Annotated in this window: 16 protein-coding genes; 10 read left to right on the forward strand and 6 right to left on the reverse strand. The window is 45.7% G+C overall.

Annotated elements, in window-relative coordinates; translation table 11 throughout:
• The 3 genes from QUB06_RS08540 to QUB06_RS08550 form a co-directional block, all read left to right on the forward strand.
• On the forward strand, positions 1-317 hold a 317-nt coding region (locus QUB06_RS08540), incomplete at its 5' end, for a hypothetical protein (RefSeq protein WP_333434936.1).
• A 379-nt stretch (positions 318-696) separates the two neighbouring features.
• A complete protein-coding gene (locus QUB06_RS08545) occupies positions 697-924 on the forward strand; it encodes a hypothetical protein (RefSeq protein ID WP_333434937.1) in 228 nt (75 codons plus the stop codon).
• A 14-nt stretch (positions 925-938) separates the two neighbouring features.
• The gene (locus QUB06_RS08550) at positions 939-1,385 is read left to right on the forward strand and encodes a hypothetical protein (protein ID WP_333434938.1); all 447 of its coding nucleotides are present in this window, start codon (positions 939-941) and stop codon (positions 1,383-1,385) included.
• 108 nt (positions 1,386-1,493) lie between these two features.
• Here QUB06_RS08550 and QUB06_RS08555 read toward each other — a convergent pair whose 3' ends face one another.
• On the reverse strand, positions 1,494-1,724 hold the full coding sequence (locus QUB06_RS08555) for a DUF433 domain-containing protein (RefSeq protein ID WP_242725088.1): 231 nt from the start codon (positions 1,722-1,724) through the stop codon (positions 1,494-1,496).
• Between the two features lie 375 nt (positions 1,725-2,099).
• Between QUB06_RS08555 and QUB06_RS08560 the strand changes: the two genes are divergently transcribed.
• Both QUB06_RS08560 and QUB06_RS08565 read left to right on the forward strand, forming a co-directional pair.
• Entirely contained in the window at positions 2,100-4,628 is a 2,529-nt protein-coding gene (locus tag QUB06_RS08560) for a zinc metalloprotease HtpX (RefSeq protein WP_333434939.1), read from the forward strand.
• Between the two features lie 976 nt (positions 4,629-5,604).
• Complete coding sequence (locus tag QUB06_RS08565; protein WP_333434940.1) at positions 5,605-6,168, forward strand: RNA-binding protein; 564 nt, start codon at positions 5,605-5,607, stop codon at positions 6,166-6,168.
• Between the two features lie 340 nt (positions 6,169-6,508).
• Here the strand turns inward: QUB06_RS08565 and QUB06_RS08570 are convergent, their stop codons facing one another.
• The gene (locus QUB06_RS08570) at positions 6,509-7,516 is read right to left on the reverse strand and encodes a tellurite resistance TerB family protein (protein WP_333434941.1); all 1,008 of its coding nucleotides are present in this window, start codon (positions 7,514-7,516) and stop codon (positions 6,509-6,511) included.
• Between the two features lie 212 nt (positions 7,517-7,728).
• Entirely contained in the window at positions 7,729-7,977 is a 249-nt protein-coding gene (locus tag QUB06_RS08575) for a CHAT domain-containing protein (RefSeq protein ID WP_333434942.1), read from the reverse strand.
• Between QUB06_RS08575 and QUB06_RS08580 the strand changes: the two genes are divergently transcribed.
• On the forward strand, positions 7,942-8,397 hold the full coding sequence (locus QUB06_RS08580; RefSeq protein WP_333434943.1) for a hypothetical protein: 456 nt from the start codon (positions 7,942-7,944) through the stop codon (positions 8,395-8,397). The genes QUB06_RS08575 and QUB06_RS08580 overlap by 36 nt on opposite strands.
• A 70-nt stretch (positions 8,398-8,467) precedes the next feature.
• On the opposite strand, the gene QUB06_RS08585 is transcribed toward QUB06_RS08580, so the two are convergent.
• Positions 8,468-9,238 (reverse strand): hypothetical protein, encoded by a 771-nt coding sequence (locus QUB06_RS08585; RefSeq protein ID WP_333434944.1) that lies wholly within the window; start codon positions 9,236-9,238, stop codon positions 8,468-8,470.
• Positions 9,205-11,028 (reverse strand): DEAD/DEAH box helicase family protein, encoded by a 1,824-nt coding sequence (locus QUB06_RS08590; RefSeq protein WP_333434945.1) that lies wholly within the window; start codon positions 11,026-11,028, stop codon positions 9,205-9,207. Before QUB06_RS08590 ends, QUB06_RS08585 begins: the two co-directional genes overlap by 34 nt.
• Before the next feature lie 47 nt (positions 11,029-11,075).
• On the opposite strand from QUB06_RS08590, the gene QUB06_RS08595 reads away from it, so the two are divergent.
• A complete protein-coding gene (locus QUB06_RS08595; RefSeq protein WP_333434946.1) occupies positions 11,076-11,342 on the forward strand; it encodes a hypothetical protein in 267 nt (88 codons plus the stop codon).
• Here QUB06_RS08595 and QUB06_RS08600 read toward each other — a convergent pair.
• Positions 11,337-11,495 carry a hypothetical protein gene (locus tag QUB06_RS08600; protein WP_333434947.1) on the reverse strand — a complete coding sequence of 53 codons (159 nt, stop codon included), beginning with the start codon at positions 11,493-11,495 and terminating at the stop codon, positions 11,337-11,339. The genes QUB06_RS08595 and QUB06_RS08600 overlap by 6 nt on opposite strands.
• 123 nt (positions 11,496-11,618) lie before the next feature.
• Between QUB06_RS08600 and QUB06_RS08605 the strand changes: the two genes are divergently transcribed.
• Genes QUB06_RS08605 through QUB06_RS08615 form a run of 3 tightly spaced genes read left to right on the forward strand, consistent with a single transcriptional unit; the run spans position 11,619 to position 12,416 of the window.
• The gene (locus QUB06_RS08605) at positions 11,619-11,795 is read left to right on the forward strand and encodes a hypothetical protein (protein WP_199292753.1); all 177 of its coding nucleotides are present in this window, start codon (positions 11,619-11,621) and stop codon (positions 11,793-11,795) included.
• Positions 11,796-11,817: 22 nt separating this feature from the next.
• Complete coding sequence (locus QUB06_RS08610; RefSeq protein ID WP_190663068.1) at positions 11,818-12,024, forward strand: hypothetical protein; 207 nt, start codon at positions 11,818-11,820, stop codon at positions 12,022-12,024.
• The gene (locus tag QUB06_RS08615; protein WP_333434948.1) at positions 12,021-12,416 is read left to right on the forward strand and encodes a hypothetical protein; all 396 of its coding nucleotides are present in this window, start codon (positions 12,021-12,023) and stop codon (positions 12,414-12,416) included. Before QUB06_RS08610 ends, QUB06_RS08615 begins: the two co-directional genes overlap by 4 nt.
• The last annotated feature ends 57 nt before the right edge of the window (positions 12,417-12,473 follow it).

Raw genomic sequence — 12,473 nt, forward strand, 5'->3', positions numbered from 1 at the left:
TGGGTTTTTGGGTTTTTCTAGAAAACCCAAAACCAGGAGAACATATTATGTCACAGGAATTCGTGCCTGACGACAACAAATCCCAATGCCCAAATGACGACTCAGCAGCAGTATGCGAACAGGAAGTGGTGCTGTTAACGGTTGTCGGTTCGCAATCGGGTGTCCGGGAAACCATACTCACTTTGTACCGGCTGGGATTTGCAGAAGTGGGCGATTGGAGTCCCGTACAGCGTGCCGCTAATCCGAAGCAGGTGATGAGCGTGCTGATCCGTCGGAAGCGGGCTGAGGGTACATCGCCGAGAAAATCTGGGCGGTAAGCTGCAAGGTTAAGTTTTTTTAGGGCTTACGCATGGGGCCGAGAAACCGGGTTTTTCCCTTGAATACTGCGTTGTGAGGCACAGATTCGACCAAAAACCCGGTTTCTTTGAGGAATGACGCATGGGTGGCTAGAAACCGGGTTTTTCCCTTGAATACTTGGTTGTGATTCGCAGATTCGGCCAAAAACCCGGTTTCTTTGGTCGGAGTCCGTCAATCCTACAACAGTGAAAGCCTTGGAATAAAGAGGGTATTAAAGCATGATCTGGCATTATCATAAAATAAATCAACTCTAAAGATGCGCCTTGACACAGTGCTGCAAACACCGAGCCAAGACGACTTCTCCAATGTTGTAGAGCCAACACAGGAGCTATATCAATAATGACAAATAACGATCCAAATAGGTGGCTGCGCTACGATTCAGATAGGGATATTTCGCGACACAGCGCCACCAACCCGCAGAAATGCCGGGATATGCAAAAGAAGTATGGCTGGAAACTGATCGACATTGAGGAAATCGAAAATAAGTACATTTTTGAAGTTGATTGCGTGTTCAAAGGGAAAACAGAATTTCCCAACTATCTCGAAGAAATCGAAGAAATCGAATAAAAGGAGGAAGAGTGATGCAAAAATACATTATTTTTCAGGCTGAGTCAGGTGAAGATGAAGGCTGGAGACAGAGAAAACTCCAACACAGCCAAGCTCTAACTTTTATCATTGCAGAAAACTGGGATTCTTCTGAGGAACCGATTCCTGAACCGGGATATCGCCCTGTAGAATTTGTGCGGGTGGAGTCAGAACACGATCCAAACGAGCACGCGCACAATACTCATTATCGCGTCAGCGATTGGGAAGTTGTACGGGTGCAAACATATACGCCTGATATTCCAACTCCGATGAGCGATTATGATGTAATTGTGATGTGTTACTGTCGGTATAGCCCGATCGATGCTCCTCTGAAATCGATGCCGAAACGACAGGTATCGATCGATTCTTTTGGTGGCGATGAAGTGGCTTACAAGCAATACTTAGAATCGGAAAAGAGCAAGAATTATGCGCCGTCAACTTAAGCGTCAAGTCTTAGGGCTGACGTATGGGGCCCAGAAACCGGGTTTTTTAGATAATATTCGTTGTGATTCGTAGATTCGGCTAAAAACCCGGTTTCTGTAGTAGTTTCATCACCCAACAACTAACATAAACTGCTCTCGTTTAGCTGCGAAACTCAAGCAAGCTAAAATATCCTGTTGCGTGAGATAGGGAAAATCCTCTAGGATTTCTTGATAAGTCATCCCAGAAGCGAGATATTCCAACACGTCATAAACCGTAATTCTCATACCTCGAATACAAGGTTTACCACCTCGCTTACCCGGTTCGATAGTAATTATCTTAGCGATGTCTTGTTCTGACATGGCATTTTTCCTTTAGCTACTGTTTTCAATTTTAGCATCAAAAAATAGAGATTAAAACCTGGCGATTGAAATCGCGTCTACACAAACAAATTCCGCGCAACGCGAGACTAAAAGAGCAAGGAAGTATTTAACCACAAATTGACATAATTCTTCAGTCCTCTTTTAGAGGACTTTAGCTTTGAGGCAGGGGTTTAAACCCCTGCCGGATCGTGGCGATGGTGCAATATCTCAGAAACAAATAATTTTAGTGAAATTATTTGAGTACCTTGCGGCAAAGGTTGCAACAAATAGTGACAGAGAAATAGAGCTGTGTTAGAACAGCTATCGATCGACTAGCCAAGCTATCTTAGAAAGGACGCTAGCGAAAGCACAGTCATGGCACCTTCCACTAATCCAAATCCGGCGGATTCATCTGCAAAACAGTCTCTAGAGGCTGGGCTAGCAGCTTTGAAACAGCAGGATTACCCCACCGCGATCGCCCTTTTAGAATCCGTTACCCAAACCGCAGCTAATCAACCGTCGGGAATCCGCGCGCAGATGGGGTTGGTGGCTGCATACAAAGCAACCGGTAATGTGAAAGAGGCGATCGCCCTGTGCTCTTCCCTCGCCAAAAGTCCCAACTCTCAAGTCAAAACTTGGGCCGATCGCGCTTTAAAAGAATTAACCCCCCCTCGCCCCCCAAAACCACCGGAAAATAAACCAAAATCCGCAGAAACTCCCCCCGAAACAGGCTTTGTCGCCTTTGATGCCGGAACTAAATCGCCGAAAAAATTGATTGGGGGCGATGGCTTACGCCCCGCTTCGCTACGACCTACCGTAGACAAAAAAACAGGATTTTTACCTTTAGAGCCGACTGTAGAGCCAGAAAACGCTAAATCGCAACCGATTTCCCCGCCACCTCCACCCCCCACACCGCCGATTCGCCCGACATCAGAGGGCGGGCACGGGGGCACCGCCCCTACAGAAACCGCACCCGATACCGCAGAAATTAGCGGCGAAAATAGTTCCGGTTCCCCAACAGATATCCCCGGAGTCGCCAGCCCAGATACTTACCAACTCACTTGGCGCGAAGCAGGCCGCGCGAAAAGCCCGCGCCCCCTCAAACCGCTGAAGTTGCTGGAGTTTCGGCTGCAAGCCGTTGCAAGTGCGATCGCCCTATTTTTCCTAGCCCGGTTTGTGCTGCAATTCCTGCTGACAAACACTAATTCTCTATTAGTTCAGCTTTACATATTCACTAGACTGCCTATTTTCGCGCCGATTCAGCTTTTTTACCGCGATCCAACTCCGTTTGTTCAGATGGTTTTTGGATTGCTTTTGGCCTCGTCTCCCTGGCTGATAGACGCGCTGCTGAAACTGTTTTGCGGCATCGAAACCCTGCGCGGGTCAGTTTTATCGAAGCACAGCAAGGAAGCTAGTCGGGTACTGCGAAGTTATTGTACCAAGCAAAATATGCCGGTGCCGGTGCTGAAACTCTTGCCGCTGAATGTTCCTGTAGCTTTCAGTTACGGCGGTTTGCCCCGTTTTGCTCGGATTGCGGTGAGTCGCGGGCTGTTGGAACAATTGACGGATGATGAAATTGCCACTATTTTTGCGCGGGAGTTGGGGCACATTTCTCACTGGGATTTTGCGCCGATGTCGCTGGCGCTGCTGGTGATTCAGATTCCTTACTTGATTTATTGGCAGGTGGCGCACTGGCAAGAGCGGTTGTGTGATTTAATGACGATCGAGTTTTTGCGTTCTGCTGTCAAATTTGTGGCCGCTGCAATTTCTGCTACGAGTTATGGGATTTATAAGTTGTTGCGCTGGCCGATGTTGTGGGTGTCGCGCCGCAGAGTGTATTTTAGCGATCGCACTGCTGCAGAAATTACGGGCAATCCTAACGGTTTGACGCGGGCACTGGCTAAAATTGCGATCGGCATTGCTGATAATATCGAACAGCAAAAACAAACTAGCTTTTTCCTCGAAAGTTTCGATCTATTGTTACCTGTAGGCGTTGGACAAGCTGTAAGCCTTGGTTCTGCTGCATTACACGCGCCGCTGGAACAGATTTTGCTGTGGGATGTCAGCAATGGCGAGCGCAACTGGTTGACGGTTAACAGCGCGCATCCTTTGCTGGGAGAGCGTTTGAAGCTGTTGGCCCTCTATGCTCAATTTTGGCAACTGGAGACTGAGTTAGATTTGGCAAACGCGGGAGTGCCAGAACAACCCAGGAAAGGAAAATTGTCTCTGTTTAAGTCAATACTCGAATTTAAAGATTCAAAACTATTTTTACAGGGTGCACCGTTTTTTGGAATTCCGATGAGTTTGGCGATAGTGGGGGTGCTTTGGCTGATTGGCGGGATTTTTTCGAGGACGAGTATCTGGCAGTTGGATTGGCTTTGGGGCGATCGATCGATTCTTTGGGGCTGTTTGCCGATCGGATTTAGCATCGGTACTTTGATGCGGATCAATTATTTCTTCCCGGATATTATACCGCGAGAAACCGCTTCGCCGAGTTTGCCGGAAATTTTGTCAAATCCCGATAGTTTGCCGCTGGATGCTGAACCGGTGCGGCTGGAAGGGCAACTTTTGGGTCGATCGGGTATGAGTAATTGGCTGGGACAAGATTTGATTTTGCAAACGGCGACAGGTTTGGTGAGGTTGCACTATGTTTCGAGGTTTGGCTACATTGGCTCTTTGTGGCCATTTTTGTTCAAAGAGACTACTCGCCCTAGCGATTTGATCGGAACATCTGTTGTGGCGACTGGTTGGCTGCGCCGGGGTGCTACTGTGGCGATCGACCTTGAAAGTCTCCGCAGTCAAGGAGGGAGGGTTAGTGACAGCGGACATCCGATTTGGTCTGCGATTTTGGCTTTTGCTGCTGCTTTTTGGGGCGCATACATCATTATCCAAGGCCCAAGGTGAGGAATAGTTGTCCGATTGTGGTGTGGATCGGCCTCAACGCGCAGCCAGGATTAGTTTTGAGTTAAACAGCGGAGGGGCGATCGGATTCTGGAGTTGCTCCCTACGCACCCTAGAGTCTATCCGTTACATCCGTTACAAAATCCGTTGCCGAACTTCCTTCTTCCTTCATTAAGAAAAGTTGCTTTTTTGCCAGCACTCTGTTACATTAGTTTACAGGAATTGGATTGAACCAAATAGCGCGATAACTTCAGTTGGCTAAAATCCCTTAAGGCATTGCGTAAAAATTGTCAACATCCCAACACAGCAAGTACAGCCAGCCGCTTGTCGGCTGTTTTTTTTCAACCGCTATTTTTGCTGTGCGGGATGAATTCTCAAAAGTGATTGAGATGTGGTTTCCGTTAAATTCAGACTGAAATCTTCCTAAATAACTAGCTCTGTTACCAAGGCTGTGATACCTTTAAAGAATGCTCGGACTCTGCCGGGCCCGATTTAAGGGATACCGGGTAAGTGAGTAGTTCTCAGCATTAGGAGCGAGATTAGGAACGAGGTAAGATTACTGGCTGAAAAAATGTTAGCCATTTTATCCATCACTGTATTAAACTGAATACTGGCATTCCGATCGCTTACAATTGACATCCTTGGACATAAATTTCTAGACGGCGCTGGCTATAAACATTCTGAATCAAAACCGGAAGCAAGTAATACAGAATAGCCAATAGCCTAAACATTTGAGTGATGACTAAAAGTTTACACAACAACCTGAGATTTAAAAGCTCTCTGCATCGGCGGTTAAGTTCCGGCCTTATCAGAGTAAATCATCTTTTTGTTCTAAAAGGTGGGGGGAGCTGTCAAGGTTGGTGGGAGGAATGCGCCAATTCTCCGGTTATGTGGTGTTTGCCTGAAGTCAATATTCAGTTGACTTCAGGTAATTCTGTTCGAGCAAATTAATTAAAATCCAAGTCGGGAGGAATTTTTCATGTCTATTCGTCTTTATGTTGGCAATCTACCCAAGGAACTCGATCGCCAAGAATTGCAAGAAGTTTTTGCACCGGAGGGGGAATCTGTTACCACCAAGGTAATTACAGACCGCAAAACTGGTAAATGCAGAGGATTTGGTTTTGTGACGGTGCTAACCGACGAACAAGCCGACCAAGTTATTGAGAAATACAACGGCTTGATGTTCAAAGAAAACCCGCTGAAAATAGAGAAGGCACTGCCCCGCTCTAAGGGTAAATCTGAAAAGGGCGAAGACGATCAGCAGCAGTCGCCGCAGTCACCGCAATTGGTTTCGGCGTCGGCGTCTGTGCCTATGCCTGTGCCTGCGCCGCAGCAACAGCAGCGCTCGGCTCCTCCTACCCAAGGTGGAGGCGGTTCCAGCAAAAGCAATCGCCGTCGGGGTGACAACAACAAGTCTCGCCGCAATCAGTCAGCAACAACGGTGTCGAGCGCTGATTCCGGCTCGGTGCAGCCAGATCCGCGCTGGGCGAGTGCTCTGGAAGAACTCAAGCAAAGATTGGTGGAAGCTCAGACTACTAATTAGTCGCAAATGGCGGCTAATTGCTGCTGTCTCTCGACTGTGGTTGACTGAATGTATCTGGAAGTGCGATCGAGAATGGGTCAAAAAACCCTGTTCTCGATCGCACTCTTTTATGGTAAAAAACCTCTAATATCTAGCAGTGCGGTAAAATAACCAGGCTCGGGCAAGTAATGAAAACTCAAGTCCTGACTACCAACCAGTTGGATTTTGGTCGATCGACCGGACACGATGTAATATCCTGAGAATGGTTGGCAAAAAAACCCGGTTTCTCTGAAAATATAGGGTTGAGCAGCGAGACATCTAGAAAGAAACCCGGTTTTTAGCCCGTCTAAACAAGTCATCTTTATTCGATCGGCCCGAATTCGATTGTCTCAATAAACTCAAAAATCTTGTTCATAATTCCCTCAACTTCAGACTCCAGGGAACCCAATTCATTCCCCTCCTGATAAATGCGCTGACAGCTTACCGTGTAGCAAAAATCGTCAGCAATAAAAGCCATAAGTCCCCGGTAAGCATCCAACCGAGTCAGAGGGCCATCGTTTTCTTGCACGCTGATAGTTGCACCCGCCGGCAAATCGACAACCACGAAATAAGCTTCTTCATCTTCTAAATATTCTGCGTGGAGTAACTTAGAATTGGCAACATTAGCAAGAATTGCCTGAGAAACAAAATTGTCGAGAAAAGACTTAAGATAAGCTTCCTCGCCCACCGACTCGATTGTTTCTTCAACTTCACCAGCAACAGGGAAATAATCAATTTTCAGCAAAACGCCAAAGTCGTCAGAAAATGCGACACAGGTTTCTTGCTCATCAATTTTACCGCCTCGTTCCTCGTCAACGGGAATGGGAACGCTAAAATTGCCTTCAGGAGATATGTACCATGCCCCATCGAAATCCGACTCTTCGCCCTCTACTTCCGAGTAAGCAGCAATTACATCCTCAATAATTTCTGCAGCTTCCTCGTCTTCCACACCTAATGCTTCCTGGAATTCCTGAAGAAAAGCCTGGTGCTTCTCAGAGATTTCGCCATCTCCGACAAACATTGCTGCGGTTATTGCAAAAGTATCCAACACTAACTCATCTGGCATAGATGCCCCAGCAGTATTAAATAATGCTCCTAAGCCGTCTTGGGCAACAATACCGGCGAGTCTTTGAAACATTGCTGACATATCATCTTCCGAGTATTCAGCAAAGATTTCTGATTCCCAAAGTATGCTTTCTAAGATATCAGCATCCGTATCAGGGGAATTTGCCTCTGCTGCAACCAATGCTACCGCTGCTACGGATTCTTCTAAAGTCAAGCTTGCTTCGGATTGGTCTTCTGAATTGAATATTTTATCAAACTTGCCCACAGGTTTTGCCCCGCTAGTGTTTAGTTTTGCTATTCATAGCAAATTTATGACATAAAAAGATAGTAGTCAGGGATACATTTACTTTTTGCAAAATCCTGCCAGTCAATGTAGGGTGCGTCTAGCCTTACACCTTACCACTGGTGAATATCAAATCTCCAATTAATTTACCAAGGACTGCCAATTATTGTGAATCCGGCCCAAAACTTCGGGTGTTAGAAATCTGCATTTGGTACTTGTGCCGATTGAGTAAGGTCGATCGCGCCTTGAGTTCCCCGCAATTGACCGTTTTTAACTAAAATTTGTTTGTGGATCATTGCCAGTTGAGCTTTTCTGAGCGCTTCAGCTTTAATTGGCTGCGATCGTAAATTGCCATAAAACTCCCTCATCAGCGCTAAAGTGGCGACATCCTTAAGGCTGTAAGGTCGATGGCCCTTAAATCCTATCGTCCTGGACGCATCCAAACCAAAGAAACCGGGTTTTTTGCCATTTTTGCTGTTAGTCAGCCCAATAACACGACTCCCGCGCCCGCAAATCTCAGCTTACAACCGTCAACAGCAGCGACTAATCCAGGTAGTTTGACAGTAAATTCTGCCAATACTATCCCCGACGATATCTTGCTACATGGCGGTGCAATCCCAAGCATGATGACCTTTAGCGAAACCGATGATGACATCCTCATTTACGACACTAATAGCTTGTTGGGTTCTCTAACCAGCGCTCAAACTCAGCCAATTATTCCTTTGGACGGCATGACAGTTAATAGTGGGATTTCTCCAACTGCTAATACCTCTGCCAATGACAACAGCCTCTTAATTACTCCGGCTGCAAGTCCCAGCAATCCACTAGCAAATAGCGATTTGACTGGCATTTCGACCTTGTAGTAATTGTAGGTTTGGTTGAGGGTGATCGAATACATTAAAAACCCGGTTTCTTCAAGAAACCGGGTTTTTATTATGGGTTGTTTTCAACCGCAAGAGATTCTCCGATTAGACTGTAAAGTTCTTTGAGTTGCTCGGAGTCCAAAGCTTTAATTAGCGCCTCTCCAGCTTTCTTCGGGTTATGACGAGGTATGGTTATCAATAAGCTGCCATTTAGACTACTAGATGGCACTTTTTCCAACCAATCTTTGACCAGTTTTCGCCCCCGATCCGTGATTTGGTAATCACCACGTTTATTACCTGATAATCGTTCAATCCATCCCAAGTCTAGCCACAATTGCCTCAAAATGTGTGCGTTACTTAAACAAGTCCGCAATACTCCTTGAATCTTAACTGCATTTATAGGCTGGTCTGGACAAGATTGAACCAGCTTAGAAAATTTTGGCAAATATTTTGACGGACTTCCCTGCTCTTGAACTCGATCTTCTTCAGGCTCAAACGTCTTTGCATTAGGTGATGCTAATTCCTGAATGATTTTGTCAATATCTGACGGATCGTAACCCAAACCAAAAGGTGGTTTAGCCTTGCAGAGTTCCTCATAAGTCTTGAATGGCTGTCCACGATCGTCAACAAGCTGATGATAGCCAGAGAATTGCTTCATCAGATCGCGCCATGCTTTCAATTGTTGAGCATTGAATGCAGCATCATGTAAGGCTGATTGCAGTTCCAGCCTTACAGCGATCGCCCAAGGGCGCGATCCAGGAGGTGCATTCAGTTCGCCTGCATTGCCGAGAGTTTCTATGTGAGCTTTCAATCGTTCATTGGATATTTGCTTTGTAGCCATGCCCACACCCGCCTCAATTCTTCAAGTGCCATTGCTTTGCGTGACTTGCCAAATTCTTTGACAATTTCCCCATTAATGGTTTTGAACTCCATACCATTCTTGGCTGTATAGCGACGGACATAATTTTCAATTTTGTCTCGTATAATAGACAGCTCTTCACTTGGGGTTAAGGATGCTTGGTTTGATGAGTCTGCATAAACTTCAGTGCTAATTCGCCGTGTATTATACGACTCCATAAAACGTTTCAGATTTATAGTGCTGCCACTAATTCCAAACTCCTGTGCGGTTGATTGAAGTATAGCGGTTTCAGCATAATCAACAGTTTCCCCGTTACTTGAATCAGATGCTCTTGAGCGTGTCAAACTTGAATTTAATGCGATAATACTATTATATCCCTGTTCTTTGTTTTTAGCATCATTCTCCCCATTACCACCATTGCCATTGTCACGCCTATTTAATTCTCTTTCCCTCAGAATAGGCTCTTGTTCGGCCATAATTTTTTGTACGCAATCCCCGGCTAATTGGTCATCCGGAAGATAAATCAATCCGGTTTTTTTCAAACATCCAGCTTCTCGATCGACCCTTGCAGCCCTTGCCCATGATTGTTCAAGCCAAGGCTTACTTCTGATATTAGTTAAACAGGCAACATGGGTAATTGCCGGAACATCAAGCCCTTCATACGCCATTGCCACTGTTACTAAAGCATCAACTGCTTTTGCATCGCCGTAATTGTAGTGTTTCTTAAATTTTTTAATTGCTGTTTGCGCTTCTTTCGATTCATCACTTGTGGCTTTTAAGGCTTTTATTCCTAACTTTTGCAGCCACTCCAAATATTGATTAGCTGTGGCTATATCTGGCGCGAGTACCAATAGCTTAGCTCTATGGTTATCTTTTTTATGTGACTTCCAATTATCAACACACTTTGTGAGTAACTGATGGGCGTATCCGGTACTAAGCGCTGTGCGAAGTGCTATGCCCCTATAGTCTCCAGCCTCTGCTAGGCTTTCGACTGAATTTTTCTGCCCTTGTTGGTCTATCCATTCAGCCTGTCCATCACCCCATTCAAAATGCAGAGGAACAATAGCGCCCTCTCTGAGTGCTTGGCCTCTGGTATATTCAATAACTACAGTACCTTTACTACTTGATAGATATGGAGTACGACCGCTAGGAGTTAGTTTATAGGGCATAAAAGCAATTTCCTTTCGATCTCCACGCTCACCGGTTCCTGTTACTAAGATAACTAATACCGCATTATCTACCAATGGCTGCAACGCTCCATGCCATGCTCCATCTTGCTCGACATGATGAAACTCATCCAGCACTAGAATATAGCGCTTGCGTCGAAGTTCATGAGCATGAAGATCGGGACTTGCTATAATAGCCTGGTATGTAGCTACATAGCCATTCATCCCCTTGCATGGATTAGGCTCATTGTTATTTGCCATAATTCTATGCTGATGCCCTAGCATATTTTTGAAATACCAATCTTCAAAATTCTCTTCTGCTTGCTTTTGGAGATTGAGTCTGGGAACAACCCAACAGATTGCATCAGCTATGGTTCCATGAAAGCTGTTGCCCGAATTACGATTTGGAATTAAGTTGGCAGCAGCAATTACTGGGATAAGACTCTTACCGCCTCCAGGCGTAACAAGCATGAGAATTTTTTTAATTTGTTCGCCTGCCTTTATGCGTTTACAGATTTGTAAAAATTCATCTTGATGTCTTCTTAAATTAAGAGGTTCTTTAGGAGATTGTGAAGAAAAAAGGTCTAATTGGATTGAATCTGTCATGTTTCTGTTCTCATCAGCAGTTTTTTGATGATGACATTTGGGACATAATGCCTGCATTTCGTGGACATTGGTTCTGTGAGTTTCTGCCCATCGCTCAATGTGGTCTGCGTGCCAGTCTGAAGGCAAATCGCATCTGCAATGCTGGCACTTGCCGTTGGCGGCATACCAGAGGGCAGCGCGTAGCCGTTTCGATCGAAGGAAGCGATTCTGATCCTGCATCTGAAAAAGCTATAAGGCTTACGCAGCAAGTAAAAACATCTAGTATAGAAATTTTATCTACTTTTGAAGTTTTAGTCAACATAAAGATTTTATGAGCTAGCTGTCTCTACTTTTGTCAAGAGGATGGCCACGAAGCAGGCAGCGGCATATTGCTGGAACAATCCCGTAGCGATGACTTGTTCGGCTGTTCCGGCAGCGACATTTCTTAAGGCGGTGGGGTTGCCGTTTTTTGTCTGTGCGAGTATCATAACGTATATCGCGCAACCGCGCAATACGTAGTTATGTCACCACGTAGTAAACCGCTCCCTCGCCAGATGCGAGAATACAGGTATGCGCGTATGAGAGACATGGCTAAAAAAATTCCACCTGAAATGGCTGAACTAAGCGTTTACGTAGATAAAAGGCTAAAGCTACGATTCAAACTAGCTTGCACAGCTCAAGAAAAGCCAATGAGCGAAGTCATCGGTTTACTGATGAAGCAATGGCTAGAGACAGCCGAAACCCCGCCAGAGCCTAAAACTCAAGCGGGGCAAAACGTTCAAGACTGAGGAGACATTAAGCGAGGGACAAATGTTGAGAGACGCAGACAACCCAGAAAAATCTTGGGAAGACTTGGAAGCCGAACTCGCTGAACACCCGGACAGACCTTTTTATGCTCGGAGTGATGCAGAAGCTGCTAAGCGATGCGAACAGCAGAACCGCGAAGCAACAAGACACCCCGACGCAACCGGAAGAACCTATTACACCTGTGATGAGAAAAAAAGGAAAAATCGATGATCGAATATCAATTAACACCCGCCAAATACCACCACGTACAAGTAGTTGTTTCCCTGAACCGCGTTCACTTAGACAACTATAAAAACCCTGATGAGGCAATAGCAAAGCTGCTCGAACTCGGTTACACTCCTGAATTGCGTTATCAATGGAATCCAGAGCGAAACGAATTTGATTTATACGCCCTAATTCACGACTTACCGCTAGAAGAATCGCTAATGACCGATGAAAAGTGTCAGGAGTTTTTCAAGCATTTCAAACACAGCCAAATATATTCGATAGGGTGCGGTAACGCTGACCCCGATTGGCTATTTGCTTGGGGTTTTGATGACCCCCGCCGTCACGCCAATCCCGAAGAAATTGAACCTTTACCAGCAGCTAAAGCAGCCGCTTAATATGATGAACGCAGACGAAATTTCATCGGCGTTCATCTGTGTTTATCTGCTAATATC

Source organism: Microcoleus sp. D2_18a_D3 (assembly GCF_036702455.1).
Taxonomy (GTDB): Bacteria; Cyanobacteriota; Cyanobacteriia; order Cyanobacteriales; family Microcoleaceae; genus Microcoleus.